Below are 12,295 nucleotides of genomic sequence, written 5' to 3'. Positions count from 1 at the left end.
GAAGCCATCACCCTCACCATCAGGGCCGGGGCGCACTCTCCCCGGGCGGGAGATATTACATGTGCCCCGGTCGGCCCCTGCCGGGCCGGTGCGGGTGGACGGGCCGGACGAGGCCGGTGACCGTCACGGTCACCTGTGCCGTGGTCCGCCCGGGGAACAGGGCGGCGAGGTACTGCTGGGCACCGGCGCGGACGGCGCGGGCCACGTCCGCCCTCTGGCCCGGCGCAGGCCACGACCCGGACGTCGACGTGCCGGGCGCCGGTGCCGTCCGGACCGGGCGTCATGCGTACCGAGGCGGTCGGCGCCCCGGCCGGATCCGGATCGGGCCGGGAGAGCGCGCGGCGCGGTCCGGCGGCCGGGCCGTGGGGGAAAGCGACGCCCGGCACCGCCGCGGCTCTGCTTCCCCTCACCCCGAGTGCCTGTTTCGACGACAGCGGCGACTCCGCCACGGCCGGCACCTCCTCGGAGTCGTCCGCCTCGGCACCGGCCTCGGACGGCGCCATGAACGGCTCCGACGCCACCCCCGCCGACCAGCCCTTCGGCCCGGCCGTCCCCTCCGTCCCCTCCGTCCCCTCCGTCCCCTCCGTCCCCTCCGTCCCCTCCGTCCCCTCCGTCCCCTCCGTCCCCTCCGTCCCCTCCGTCCCCAAGGACGGTGCCAGTTCCCCCGACGACACGGCCAAGGACCCGGTGGCGACCGCCGCCTCCGGCAGTCCCGCCCCGTCCCCCCTCGTCGGCGCGGTGAAGAAGTCCGGGCCCGCCACCGCCGGCTCCGGCGAGGACCACGCCGTGAACGACTCCGCCGAGGTCCTCTGGGGCAGCGTCAGGAGTGCCAACGCCGAGGGCCGCGTCATCGGCACCGTCCTCGTGCCCGCTGCCCGACGGACGCGGGGGAACGGGGCCGGGCCTCAAGTGCCCCGGCCCCGTCGGTGTTCCGCCGGTGTTTGCGGGCATCCGCGTCACAACCGCGACCGCGGCGGGCCCCACCAGACGTAGGCACGTCATCCGACGCGGAGAGGGACATGCCATGACCACGCAGACCGCAGCCACCACGACCACAGCCGTCACGACCACAGCCATCACGAAGGACCCGAAGGGCCTGTCGGCACCACGCGCCGGCGCCGCTCCGTACCGCGCGCACACCCGCATCCGCATCGGCGCGGCCCCGCACGGCAGACTCCGTGTCCGCTGACCCGTACGCCGGCCGCGCCCGCCGCGCTCTCCGCCGCGCCGCCCGGCCGAAGACACCCGCCGCGTGGGGGCCGGCGCTGCGGCGCACCCCGGTGTCCCTGTGGAACGACGACATCTCCGACTACGCCGCGGCCCTGACGTACTACGCGATCCTGGCGGTGGTGCCGGCGATGCTGGTGACCGTCCTGGCGTTCGGCACGTTCAGCCCGAGCACGGCCGAGGACTTCGTCACCCACGTCACCGCGTACGCCCCCGCCGAGTCCGCCGACGCCCTGCACGCCGTCCTGTCCCGCGTGCTGGACGCGGGCAGGAGCGCCTGGCCGCTCCTGGTGGCCGGTACCGTCAGTGCGTTGTGGTCCGCCTCCAGCTACCTCGCCGTCTTCCGCCGTGCCCTGCACCGCATGCACCGGGTCGAGGACCGGCGTTCGCCCTGGCGCACGGCGCACCGCATCGTGCTCACCGCCCTCGTCCTGCTCGTGCTGCTCCTGGCCGGCTCCCTCGCCCTGCTGCTGACCGGGCCGCTGGCGCAGGCCCTGGGCCGGGTCATCGGCCTGGGCGCCACGGCGGCCTGGGGCTGGAACCTGCTGCGCTGGCCGCTGCTGCTGTGCCTGGTGGTCCTGCTGGTCGTCGTGGTCTTCCACACCGGGCCCGCCCAGGCCCGCCGGCGCGGCCACACCATGCCGGGCGGCATACTGGCCGCCGCGCTCTGGCTGGCCGTCTCCACCGGGTTCACCCTGTACGCCTCCACCCTGAGCACGTACAGCAGGCTCTACGGCTCCCTCGCCGGCGTGGTCGTCTTCCTCGTCTGGCTCTGGCTGTCCAACCTCGCGCTGCTCGCCGGCGCGCAGTTCACGGCGGAACTCGGCAAGGACGGTTCCGCCGACGCGAACACCGGCGCGTCCCCCGTGCCATAGGGCTCGCCCGTGCCGTCGTGCGCGATCCGCGGTGCCGCCGTCACCGTGGCCGGTCCAGGGTGGTGGCGGTAACAGCCGGCCTCCCGCACGGTCACGCCGGGGCGGGTATGGCGAACGCCCGTCGGGAGTGGTGCAGCACCGAGGCGGGTCACGCCGAAGGCACCGGAGCCCGAGCGAGGTCAGGAGGCACCCGTGCCGAAAACACCGGAGCACGAGTACGAGGGCGGGTCCACGTACGAGAAGGCCATGCGGCCCGAGGGCCTCACCCGCCTGTCCGCCGAGCGGTCCGACGCCGGCGACGCGGCCGGAGCAGCCGCTTCCGGCTCCGGTCAGCGGCGACATCGCCCTCACCTCGACGCCGCCGGAGGACGGGGCCGGGACCGGGGCCCGTGCGCAGGTCGTTCGGCGCCGGCCCGACAAAAGCCGGCTGCGCCTGCTCGACCGGCCCGGGTTCGTCCCGCCCGGTCACTGAACCCCTCGGCCGCGTGGGCACCTCGCGCGAGCGCCACGGAAACGGCCCCGGAACTATGCCGTCAGTCCCATGTCGACGATGCAGCTGATCTCGACGGCCTGGCCGGGAAACGTCAGTTCGCCGACCCCGACGACGGTACTGACCGGGCGGTGGCCGCCGAAGTACGCCCGGTTGCCCTCCGCCACCGCATCGGCGTTCCGCAGCAGGTTCACCACGTACAGGGTCTGCGAGACGATCTGGTCGCGGGTGACACCGTAGTGGTCCAGGACCTTGTCGATGTTGGTGTAGGTCAGTCCGAGCTGGGCGGCGAAGTCCTCGGCATGGCGGAACGCTCCCTCCTCGTCGAGCGAGAGCTGCCCGGAGACGTGGATCAGGTCGCCGGACCTGATCGCCTGCGCGTAGCCGAAGTCGCTCTCGGCCGGGACGTCGTGGTGGAAGACGTCGGTGGTGGCCATGCTGCTCGTCCTTCCGGTGAGGGGGCACACACGTGCTCTCTTGTGGTTACTCAGGAACTGTAGGAGAGTGGCCGGCGGCCTGGAAGAACGCACTTTTCGGTGACTGGGGAACCAGATGGGAACCAAGCAGTACACGGGCTCGCCCGAGGATGCGGACCTGAGGCGCGCGGATTCCCTGGCGCGGGAGATCTTCTCGGACGTCGCCAACAAGTGGGCGCTGCTGATCATCGAAGGACTCGGCGACCGGACCCTGCGCTTCAGCGAGTTGCGGGACGCGGTCGAGGGCATCAGCCACAAGATGCTCACCCAGAACCTGCGCATGCTGGAGCGCTACGGCCTGGTCGAGCGCACGGTGCACCCCACCGTGCCGCCGCGGGTCGAGTACACCCTCACCGAGCCGGGCAGGGCCCTGCGCGCCATGGTCGACGGCATGTGCGGCTGGACCCACCAGTACCTCGGCCACATCGACGCCGCCCGCCACCGCTTCGACGCCTGAGGACGCCTGGAGCCGTCCGGGGCGCCCGGGCGCCCGGGACGCCCGGGACACCCGGGAGATCCGGCGGGACCTGCCGGGACCTGCCGGGATTCCGACGGCGGGGTGGGCGCGCGGGCCCCGGCCGCTCAGCCGGCCGGGTCCGGGCGGCCGCCGCGGCGGAGTGCGCGGGCGCACCAGCCGATGACCGCGGCGTTGGCCAGCGCGCCGCCGACGACCGCGGCGACGACCGTCGCGGGACCGCCCGGCAGCAGGAGCAGCACGATGCTCACCGGGGCCGTGGCCAGCAGCGGGATGACGCCCGCGAAGGACGCGTCCGAGCCGTCGCCGGCGGCGGTCACCACGAGCGCCCACACGAGCAGGGCGGCGCAGACCCCGAGGTAGACGAGGGCGAAGACATCACCGAAGAGGTGGCGCAGCCGACGGGAAAGGGAGCCGGCAGGCCGCGCGGGTGCGGCGGGTCGTCCGGAATCGGTCATGGTGGCGGATCTCTCGGTGTCAGGGGTGGTCAGGGGCGTCAGAGATGGGCGCCGGGCGGGTGCGGGTGGGTGAGGCCGACGTCGTAGGCGAGAATCGTCGCCTGTACCCGGTCGCGCAGTCCGAGCTTGCGCAGCAGCGCGTTCACATGGGACTTCACCGTGCCCACGGTGATGCCGAGTTCGGCACCGATCTCCAGGTTGGTGAGTCCGGACGCCACCAGGGTCAGGACGTACCGTTCCCGCGCGGTCAGGCTGTCCAGCTCGGGGGGCGTGCCTCCGGTGTGGATCCGGGTGGGCGCGCCGGACGCGTAGTGGCCGACGAGCCTGCGGGTCGCGGACGGGGAGAGCACGCTCTCGCCGGCGGCCACCACCCGGATGCCCTGGAGCAGTTCGGCGGGGTGCACGTCCTTGAGCAGGAAGCCGGAGGCGCCGGCGCGCAGCGCGTCGAAGACGTACACGTCGAGGTCGAAGGTGGTCAGCACCAGGACACGGGGCGCGTTCTCCTTGCCGGTGATGATCCGGGTGGCGGCGATGCCGTCCAGTTCGGGCATCCGGACGTCCATGACGACGACGTCGGGGGCCAGTTCCTCCGCGAGCCGGACCGCGGCGGCGCCGTCGGCGGCCTCGCCGACGACCGTCATGTCCTCCTCGGCCCCGATCACGGCGGCGAACCCCGCCCGTACGATGCCCTGGTCGTCGACGACCAGCACCTTGAGGCTCATCGTTCCCTCTCCCACTCGTCCCCCTGCCCGGTGGCCGGCGCTCCGGCGGCCCCGGGTGTGCCGTCGGCCTCCGCGCCCGGAGCTTTTGTGCCCGGAGCCAGGGGCAGCCGGAGGTGGACGGTGTCCGCCGGGCCGGTGGTCACCGTACCCTCGAGCGCCGCGACCCTCGCGACGAGCCGTTCCCGCACGATGCCGCGGGCGGCGCCCGGCACCCCGGTGACCGTGAGCGTCAACGTGCCGTCGTGAGCGTCGATTTCCAGGAGCGCCGGTCCCTCGCCGCTCACCGCGAGCGCGGTCTCGGCCGCATGGTACGCGGTCAGGTCCACCGCGGTGGGCAGCCGCTCGGGCACCCGGCCGGTCAGCCGTATCTCCACGTCACGGCCGGTGGCCCGGCACTGGTGGGCGAGCAGGTCGAGGGCCTGGAGGGTGGGCTGCGGCCGCCGCGCGACCTCCGTCCCCCCCTCCCGGACCGTGTCGAGGAGGGCGCGCATCGCGGTCAGGGCCTCGCGGGCGCGTTCCGCGGCCTTGTCGAGCCGGCCCGCCTGCGCCTCCGCGACCATGTCGGCGGTGCGGGCCAGCACGGTGGTCTCCAGCCCGGCGGCGATCCGGCGGCGCTCGGCCCACGCGTCCCGGACGGCCGCCTCGGTCCAGGCGGCGAGACGTTCGTCCCGGGCGCCCCGGGCGGACCGGTCGCGCCGGCCGCGCAGGGCTCCGCCCCACAGGGCCGCGCCGGCCGCCACGGACGCCCCGGCCGTGGCCGACACGGCGACGGTCCAGAGGGGAGCCGCGGTGCCCCGGTCCAGGACGGCGGCGGTCGCGGCCGCCGCGTGCACCACCACAGCCACTGCCACCGCTGCCACCGCGCCAAGCCACCGGAGCAGGTGCGGACGGTTCCCGGCGGGAGACGGGCCGGCGGCGGTACGCGCCGCCTGCGCCGCGTGTGCGGCGAGCGCCCCGCAGGTGGCGAGCATGCTCAGCGCGGGCGGCAGCACGACCGGTCCGGTGTAGTCGCCGACCGCCATCGCCACCGGCCACAGCGGGGCCAGCGCGAGCAGGACACCCGTGGCCGCGCGGGGCGCCCGGCGCAGCCACAGCAGCGCGACCGCCTGGGCCGCGGCCAGCAGCGCGAAGAGCGCGCCGGCGGACACCTGCGACCCGCTCGGCATGTCCTCCGACCTGATGATCAGTACGGGAAGGAGCGGTTGCAGAACGAGGCCGGCCGCGGCCGTCATCTGCGCGAGCCGGTAGCCGCGCGGGACGGACGGCTTCACCGGGGCGGCGGTCCGGCCGGGCAGGACAGCGGACACCTCCCAGCCGCCGTCCGCTGTCGGGCCGCTGCTCAGCGTGCCTCCCGCCTCCCGCGCCCGGGACCGCAGGAAGGCCGTGCCCCGCCCTCCGCCGAGGTCCGCGCCGTGCGCCGTCGCCCCGGCCGGCGGTGCCGAGCTCGTGACCACGACGTCCGTACGCGTGTCGCCGTACCGGCACCGCACCCGCGTGTGCGCGCCGGGGGCGTGCCGGGCCACGTTGGTCAGCGCCTCACGCACGATGCCGAAAGCCGCGTCGGCGACGGAACCGTCCGGCAGGGGGTCCGTCTCGTAGTCCACTTGTTGGCCGAGTCGCCGGAACCCCTCGACCAGGTCCCGCAACCGGTCCTCCGGCGAGGGCAGTTCCTCGCGCGAAGGTGACGGCGCCCGTACCGCGCCGAGCGCGCGGGTCACCTCGTGACCGGTGACGACGGCGAACCGAATTGCCTCGTCGGCCAGTTCGGGACGGGTCTCACGCAGTCCGAGCGCCGCGCCCGCCGTGACCACGACGGCCGTCAGGTGGTGGGCGCTGACATCGTGCAACTCCCGTTCCATGCGACGTCGTTCGACCGACGGAAGACGATGGCGTTCGGACTCGGCGCGCTTCAGCAGCCGCTCGGCTGCCCGCCGTGCGTACCGGGCCCGCCGTACGAACAGACCGGCGCCGCACGCGGCGGCGTACAGCAGGGCGGTGAGGACGAGGTCGAGCCCGTCCTGGTCGCTGAGCCCGTGCATGCTGATCATGTGCAGGAACTGCCAGGCGGCGAGCGCCACCGTGCACGTCACCGAGGTGAAGGCGTCGCGTTCGGTCGCCACGGTGAACAGCGCCAGCGCGACACCCGCGGTCCCGAGTACCGCCATCGCCCCGGTGGGCAGCGGCCCGGCACCCAGCGCACAGGCGGCGGCGACCAGGACGAGGGTGGTCACCGGTCGGGCACGGCGCAGGGCGAGTGCGGCCGTCACCGGTCCGGCGACCAGGATCGCCACGAGGAGGGCGGACGCGGGCGGGACGGCCCCGCGCACCAGTTCCGCCCCCGGCCACACCACGGCCTGGACGCAGATCAGCAGGACCGGGAGCAGCCGGTCGTCGGTTCGCTTCATGAGGCGCCAAGGCTATGTCCGCAGGCAGGCGGCCCGACTCCGGCTGGAGACGGATCCCCTTCTCTTACCTGGGTTGCAGATACGGTGCCACCCGCCCGGTGGAGACGCCGAAGCCCTTCTCCGCCTCCGGTTCCACACGGCAGTCGTCCTTTGGCCCGAGGACCGAGGGGCGCCCCCGGCCATAGTCTCGATCGCATCGGGGAAGCAGCCCACCACCGGCTCCACCAGCGGTTTGGACCAGTGGATTCCACCCGGCGCATCACTTCCCCGCCGCCCGGGCCGGCAGGTGCGACCTCACCTGCTCCCGCACAGCCGACCGAGCGAGTTCCAGCGAATTCGACCGTATTCAGGGGGATTTACCATGTCCAAGCGCGTTCTCATCGGGTCCTTCGCCGGTGCCGTCCTCGTCGGTGGAGTCGCCGCCGGCTTCGCCGTGGCCTCGGCGCCCGAGAAGCCGTCCCTGAAGGACGGCTCGGCCGAATACACCGCTCCGTCCGGCGACAGCGCGGGCACGTTCACCTTCGTCACGGACGTGAGTGACGACTCGGGCGTCAAGAGCCTCGACGTCCTGGCGTGGCCCACGGCTTCGAAGCTGAACCCGACCGAGGCGGAGCTCCGCGAGGTGGACACCGCCACGTGCCGGAGCACCTCGGCCGAGACCTCCCGCTGCACCTACACGCTGAAGGTCACCGAGAAGGAGGCGGCGGCGCTCGACCCGGGCACCTGGCAGGTCTCGGCACTGGTGACGGCCGAGGACGGGGACACCCTGTTCGTCCCCTCCGCCGCCACCGTCGACATCGAGCGCTGACCCACCGCGCCGCGGCCTCTTGGGCCCCGCCGAACGGGATCGGCGTACCGGACGGCAACGCGGCGAGGTGCGGTGCCGGGCCGCGCGACCCGGGCGGGCATGGTGCAAGGACCCCTGAGCGCTCAGTCCAGGACGTGCCGCAGGTAGGAGCGCGGGTCGGCCAGGTAGCGGCGCCAGTGCTCGACCAGGGCGAGTTCGTCCCAGGCCGTCCGGCGCATGCCGTGGTCGCCGACCTCGATGATGTCCGCGCCGGGCAGGGCGGTCAGCAGCGGGGAGTGTGTGGCGCAGACGACCTGGCCACCGCGCTTCACCAGCTGGTCGATGTGACCGAGCAGCTCCAGGCACGACGTGAACGACAGCGCCGCCTCCGGCTCGTCCATCACGTACAGGCCGGGATGGAGGAACCTTCCCCGGAACGCCGCGAGGAAGCCCTCGCCGTGGCTGACCGAATCCGGTGCGAGCCCTTCCCGGTCCAGCGCGTCCAGTGCCGTCTCGGCACGCAGGAAGAAGCCCTTGCGGGCACGCCAGCTGCCCAGCATGTGGCGTCCGCGCGGCGCCGCGTCGAAGCGGATCCGCTCGCCCAGCACCGACTTCGGGCGGTGGCTGGCATAGCGCCAGTCGTGCGAACCGCCCCAGGAGTCCAGACCGAAGCCTTCGGCGAGGGCCTCGACCAGCGTCGACTTGCCCGAGCCGTTCTCACCGACCAGGTAGGTCACCGACGCGGTCAGGCGCAGACCGTCCGCCACGAGCCCCCGCACACAGGGCACGGACCACGGCCATTCCCCCTCGTCCTCGTCGGGCAAGACACCGGATACGTACGCACGTTCGACAATCACACCCCGAGTTTCCCATGGAGCCGGGAGTAGTGGACTGTGAATGACGGTAGCAAGCGGCGTCCGCAGGCCCATACTGGTGACAATGACAAAGCCACTTGCATCGAAGCGCATTCTGCCCACCAGCCCCTTCAAGGCCCCGGTCGCACCGCCGCCCAAGCACTTCGCCGTGGGCGACCAGGTCACGCACGACATGTACGGTCTCGGCCGGGTGATCGGCATCGAGGACGGAATCGCGGTACTCGTGGATTTCGGTTCGGCGCAGCAGCGGATCCTGAGCCCGTACTCCAAGATGAGCAAGCTGTAGCAGTACCGGTTGCACCTGTAGCCGTATCCGGGGCCGAGGTTGCCGCTGCGACATGCGTCACAGCCGTGACAGCGGCTCCACGACCGCCGGGCCCGGTCACGACGTGCCAGACCCATTCATGGCCCCGCATCGAATCGGAGACCTCTCATCGAACCGACCTCGCTGTTCTCCGCCCCGGAAGGGGCACCGCGCCGGACCACCGCGGCCTCGCCGCCTCCGGCGGCGGACCCCTTCCAGGCCCCGGACTTCGGGGAGGACGAGACCTTCCCGTTCGAGGATGCGGGGACGCCGCCCTTCCCGGACCTGAACACGGGTACGCCCCGCCGCAGGGCGCGCTAGCGCGCAGCCGCGTGAACGGGCACGCCAGGACCCCGGACCGCCGAACGGCCACCGGGGTCCTCGTCCTGCCCCTGTCGCGCGCGGGGCCTCGGTCCGGTCCGGTGGCCGGGACGCGCCGGTGGAGGCCGGCGAGCACGGTGCGCATCGAGGTGCGGAACGGTTCGGCCCGGTGGTCGACTCGAAGGAGTCCCTCGGCAGCCGCCTCCCGCTCGCGCCGGGCCTGGTGACCCTCACCACCCTCGTCCTGCTCTTCCTGTCCACCGGCAGCGTCGTGCAGCCACTCGCGCGCCGGTCCTCGACGTGATCGGCCTGGGCGCCACCCTCGGCGTCATGAGGTGGACCTTCCAGGACGGCAGCCTCTCCTCCCCGCTCGGCTTCACCCCGCAGCCGATGGAGGCGTCGACGACGGTGCTGATGTTCCGCATCGCCTTCGGTCTCTCGGTGGACTACGAGGTGTTCGTCACCAGCCGGATCAAGGAACTCCACGACCTGGGAGAGGACGACGGGTCCGCCGTGGTCGACGGCCTCGGCCGCACCGGGCGGACCGTCGGCGCGGCGGCCTGCCCGCCGGCGGTGAGCTTCTTCGCGTTCGGCACGGCCGAGATCAGCCTCATGCGGATGGCCGGCCTCGGCGGCGGACTCGCCGTCCTCATCGACGCGGTCGCCGTACGCGGCGTCCCCGTCCCCGCGGCGATGCGCCTGCTCGGCCGGCTCCGCCCGGTACGCACCGCGCTTCCCGCGCACGTTCCACCACCGCTACGGGCCTCGGCGAAGGCGGCCCCGCACCCGGGTCCGCGGGCACTCCCGGCCCGGACTCGACGCGGCAGCCGGCACCGCGGCCACGGCCGCCGCACACGAAGAAGCCGACGGGCGTCCGATCCCCGCGGCTCAGGGCTCGATGCGCACGGCATGGGACTCGGTCACCTGGTCCACCTCCGAGACCCTGATCGTCGCCTTCATCGTCCAGGTGCCCGGCAGGGGGAGGGTGAGGTCGCTGGTGGCCCAGTAGCCGCCGCGGTCGGTCAGGCCGGCGTCGATCGGGCCGACGTCCTTCTCGTCGAGGGTGAAGGAGAGGCGGAGTTCCGGGACCGAGTCCAGGGCGCCGGCGGAGTCGAACGCCACCGCCTGGATGCCGTTCTCACCCACCCGGCCCGGGTCCAGGGTGATCTGCACGCCGCCCTTGCCGCCGGGGACGTCGATGGCGTACGGGATCGTGACCACCGTCGCCGCGGGCAGTCCGGCGACCGGGGCCGTCCCGGTCGCCGCCGTCCGGGCCTCGGCCTCGGCCCGGGCCGGGAGGGTGCTGGTCAGCACCGTCGTGACCAGCAGCACCACGACCGCCACCGCCGCTTCCACCAGCACGGAGACGCGCAGGGCGCGGCGGTGGCGGTCGAGGGCCGGGGCGTCGGGGCCGGTCGCCCCGGAGGGGCCCGGGGCGGGTGAGCGGGGGCCCGGGGCGCCGTCGTCCGAGGCGGGCCGGGTGGGGGCGGCGGGCCGGGTGGGAACGCCTGGCGACGGTTCGTCCGGGGTGGCGCAGGCCACCAGTTCCAAAATCCGTTCCCGCACGGCCGCCGTGGCCCTTTCCGCGGACTTCTTCGTACCCGCGTCCGCTTCCGCGGCCGCGGAAGCCGTCGTCGCCAGGCGGAACGTCAGGCGGCGGGACAGCGCAGCCGCCGGCAGCAGTGCGGCCGTCATCACGAGCTTGACGGTCAGGGTCCTCCCGTACGACGAGTCGGCGAGCGCCGACCAGGAGCCGAGGCCCCGCCAGGACTGGTATACGCCGGTGACGACGAGGACCGTCACCGAGAGGAGGGCGAGGCGGGAGAAGCGGGTGACCGTGGCGACGGGCGGCGGGGCGGCGGCGCGGAACAGGGTGATGAGCAGGGCCGTGAGGCCACCGAGCCAGCAGGCCATCGCCAGCAGGTGCAGTACGGACGACGTCATCGCCAGCGGGACCTGGATACCGGCCGAGGCGTGCTCGGCCGTCGCCCACGTCAACGCGAGGGCGACGGCCAGGACGGCGCCCACCGCGAGCCGGGCGGGCGGTGTCCGGTCGTCCGGCCCACCGTGGCCACGTCGCAGCAGAGGCAGGCGGGGCAGGCGCAGGAGGATCGCCGCCGTCAGCACCAGCAGGGCGACCCGGGTCAGCAGCGCGATGCCCGGCCGCTCGGTGAGGACGCCGGTGAAGGCCGCGAGGTCGAACGCGGCCGCCGGGGACGTGCCGTTCTCGTACGGAGCCCGCAGGACGAGGAGGACCACGGTGGACGTCAGCAGCGTCCACCAGCCCGTGACGAGCGGCATCCGCAGCGGGGCGGTGTCCGGCGGCCGGCACAGGGCCGCGAACGCCACCGTGCCGATGAGCAGCGCGGCGGCGATGTACGCGAGATAGCGGCCGGTGTCGTAGAGGCTCGCGGTGACCGGGTGCTCCGCCGGGGGCGCGGGCACCGCTGCCGCGGTGGGCGAGGGTTCGCCGACGGAGAAGGTGAAGGCGCCGGAGACGGGGTGGCTGTCCGCGGAGACCACCCGCCAGGCGACCGTGTAGGTGCCGTCGTCGAGCCCTTCGGGCAGACCGACGCGCGCGGTGTCGGACCTGCCGTCGGCGTGCTCCGGTTCGCCCAGCGGCACCCGGTGGTTGTCGGGGCTGTAGATCCGGAAGGAGTCGTCGAGCAGGGCGACGGACTCCGTGAAGGTCAGGGTGACGTGCCGGGGGGCGGACCGGACGACGCTTCTGTCCTCGGGGTCGGCTCCGCGGAGCGCCGCGTGGGCGTTCGCCGGGCCCGCACTGCCGAGGAGCCACAGGACCAGCACGGTGCCCAGCAGCACCAGCCCCCGAAGACGCCGGGTCCCGGGGCCCGGCGCTCCGCGACCCGTCGTTCCGGG

13 protein-coding genes and 2 pseudogenes are annotated in these 12,295 nt (G+C 73.8%); 8 read left to right on the top strand and 7 right to left on the bottom strand.

Features of this window, described 5'->3' with window-relative positions; all coding sequences use genetic code 11:
- Window positions 1–55: 55 nt before the first annotated feature.
- Window positions 56–205, bottom strand: coding sequence for a hypothetical protein (locus ACWZEH_RS17905; RefSeq protein WP_456192190.1), 150 nt, complete (start codon window positions 203–205; stop codon window positions 56–58).
- A 77-nt stretch (window positions 206–282) separates the two neighbouring features.
- On the opposite strand from ACWZEH_RS17905, the gene ACWZEH_RS17900 reads away from it, so the two are divergent.
- The 4 genes and pseudogenes from ACWZEH_RS17900 to ACWZEH_RS17885 all read left to right on the top strand — a co-directional run bounded on the left by ACWZEH_RS17900 (window position 283) and on the right by ACWZEH_RS17885 (window position 2,574).
- A complete protein-coding gene (locus ACWZEH_RS17900; protein WP_456192189.1) occupies window positions 283–993 on the top strand; it encodes a hypothetical protein in 711 nt (236 codons plus the stop codon).
- 31 nt (window positions 994–1,024) lie between these two features.
- Window positions 1,025–1,189: a hypothetical protein gene (locus ACWZEH_RS17895; protein WP_456192188.1), complete on the top strand. Its 165-nt coding sequence runs from the start codon at window positions 1,025–1,027 to the stop codon at window positions 1,187–1,189.
- Window positions 1,179–2,102 carry a YihY/virulence factor BrkB family protein gene (locus ACWZEH_RS17890; protein ID WP_456192187.1) on the top strand — a complete coding sequence of 308 codons (924 nt, stop codon included), beginning with the start codon at window positions 1,179–1,181 and terminating at the stop codon, window positions 2,100–2,102. The genes ACWZEH_RS17895 and ACWZEH_RS17890 overlap by 11 nt, the downstream gene beginning before the upstream one ends.
- A 246-nt stretch (window positions 2,103–2,348) precedes the next feature.
- Window positions 2,349–2,574, top strand: a pseudogene (locus ACWZEH_RS17885) (hypothetical protein).
- Window positions 2,575–2,627: 53 nt separating this feature from the next.
- On the opposite strand, the gene ACWZEH_RS17880 reads toward ACWZEH_RS17885, so the two are convergent.
- On the bottom strand, window positions 2,628–3,029 hold the full coding sequence (locus ACWZEH_RS17880; protein ID WP_456192186.1) for a RidA family protein: 402 nt from the start codon (window positions 3,027–3,029) through the stop codon (window positions 2,628–2,630).
- A 115-nt stretch (window positions 3,030–3,144) separates the two neighbouring features.
- Between ACWZEH_RS17880 and ACWZEH_RS17875 the strand changes: the two genes are divergently transcribed.
- Window positions 3,145–3,525: a winged helix-turn-helix transcriptional regulator gene (locus tag ACWZEH_RS17875; protein ID WP_456192185.1), complete on the top strand. Its 381-nt coding sequence runs from the start codon at window positions 3,145–3,147 to the stop codon at window positions 3,523–3,525.
- Between the two features lie 125 nt (window positions 3,526–3,650).
- Here ACWZEH_RS17875 and ACWZEH_RS17870 read toward each other — a convergent pair whose 3' ends face one another.
- The 3 genes from ACWZEH_RS17870 to ACWZEH_RS17860 are packed head-to-tail and all read right to left on the bottom strand — an operon-like array spanning window position 3,651 to window position 7,128.
- Window positions 3,651–4,001 (bottom strand): SCO4225 family membrane protein, encoded by a 351-nt coding sequence (locus ACWZEH_RS17870; protein ID WP_456192184.1) that lies wholly within the window; start codon window positions 3,999–4,001, stop codon window positions 3,651–3,653.
- A gap of 38 nt (window positions 4,002–4,039) precedes the next feature.
- Window positions 4,040–4,723: a response regulator gene (locus tag ACWZEH_RS17865; protein WP_456192183.1), complete on the bottom strand. Its 684-nt coding sequence runs from the start codon at window positions 4,721–4,723 to the stop codon at window positions 4,040–4,042.
- The gene (locus ACWZEH_RS17860; protein ID WP_456192182.1) at window positions 4,720–7,128 is read right to left on the bottom strand and encodes a sensor histidine kinase; all 2,409 of its coding nucleotides are present in this window, start codon (window positions 7,126–7,128) and stop codon (window positions 4,720–4,722) included. The genes ACWZEH_RS17865 and ACWZEH_RS17860 overlap by 4 nt, the downstream gene beginning before the upstream one ends.
- 361 nt (window positions 7,129–7,489) lie before the next feature.
- Between ACWZEH_RS17860 and ACWZEH_RS17855 the strand changes: the two genes are divergently transcribed.
- Complete coding sequence (locus ACWZEH_RS17855; RefSeq protein WP_456192180.1) at window positions 7,490–7,936, top strand: DUF5707 domain-containing protein; 447 nt, start codon at window positions 7,490–7,492, stop codon at window positions 7,934–7,936.
- Between the two features lie 122 nt (window positions 7,937–8,058).
- Here the strand turns inward: ACWZEH_RS17855 and ACWZEH_RS17850 are convergent, their stop codons facing one another.
- Entirely contained in the window at window positions 8,059–8,772 is a 714-nt protein-coding gene (locus tag ACWZEH_RS17850; RefSeq protein WP_456192178.1) for an AAA family ATPase, read from the bottom strand.
- 82 nt (window positions 8,773–8,854) lie between these two features.
- Here ACWZEH_RS17850 and ACWZEH_RS17845 point away from each other — a divergent pair, with 82 nt between their 5' ends.
- The gene (locus ACWZEH_RS17845) at window positions 8,855–9,076 is read left to right on the top strand and encodes a hypothetical protein (RefSeq protein ID WP_384014417.1); all 222 of its coding nucleotides are present in this window, start codon (window positions 8,855–8,857) and stop codon (window positions 9,074–9,076) included.
- Between the two features lie 508 nt (window positions 9,077–9,584).
- A pseudogene (locus ACWZEH_RS17840) lies at window positions 9,585–10,236 on the top strand (MMPL family transporter); the annotation flags it as partial.
- Window positions 10,237–10,303: 67 nt separating this feature from the next.
- On the opposite strand, the gene ACWZEH_RS17835 reads toward ACWZEH_RS17840, so the two are convergent.
- Window positions 10,304–12,238: a copper resistance CopC/CopD family protein gene (locus tag ACWZEH_RS17835; RefSeq protein ID WP_456192177.1), complete on the bottom strand. Its 1,935-nt coding sequence runs from the start codon at window positions 12,236–12,238 to the stop codon at window positions 10,304–10,306.
- Window positions 12,239–12,295: the final 57 nt, after the last annotated feature.

This window comes from Streptomyces yamdrokensis, from assembly GCF_053890455.1.
The sequence above is the reverse complement of the archived record's forward strand: the minus strand, read 5'-3'. Positions and strand labels throughout refer to the sequence as shown.

Bases quoted from the DNA above. Each gene is read 5' to 3' on its own strand.
- ACWZEH_RS17900 (WP_456192189.1), top strand. From the start codon at position 283: ATGCGTACCGAGGCGGTCGGCGCCCCGGCCGGATCCGGATCGGGCCGG.
- ACWZEH_RS17895 (WP_456192188.1), top strand. From the start codon at position 1,025: ATGACCACGCAGACCGCAGCCACCACGACCACAGCCGTCACGACCACA.
- ACWZEH_RS17880 (WP_456192186.1), bottom strand. From the start codon at position 3,029: ATGGCCACCACCGACGTCTTCCACCACGACGTCCCGGCCGAGAGCGAC.
- ACWZEH_RS17875 (WP_456192185.1), top strand. From the start codon at position 3,145: ATGGGAACCAAGCAGTACACGGGCTCGCCCGAGGATGCGGACCTGAGG.
- ACWZEH_RS17870 (WP_456192184.1), bottom strand. From the start codon at position 4,001: ATGACCGATTCCGGACGACCCGCCGCACCCGCGCGGCCTGCCGGCTCC.
- ACWZEH_RS17865 (WP_456192183.1), bottom strand. From the start codon at position 4,723: ATGAGCCTCAAGGTGCTGGTCGTCGACGACCAGGGCATCGTACGGGCG.
- ACWZEH_RS17860 (WP_456192182.1), bottom strand. From the start codon at position 7,128: ATGAAGCGAACCGACGACCGGCTGCTCCCGGTCCTGCTGATCTGCGTC.
- ACWZEH_RS17855 (WP_456192180.1), top strand. From the start codon at position 7,490: ATGTCCAAGCGCGTTCTCATCGGGTCCTTCGCCGGTGCCGTCCTCGTC.
- ACWZEH_RS17845 (WP_384014417.1), top strand. From the start codon at position 8,855: ATGACAAAGCCACTTGCATCGAAGCGCATTCTGCCCACCAGCCCCTTC.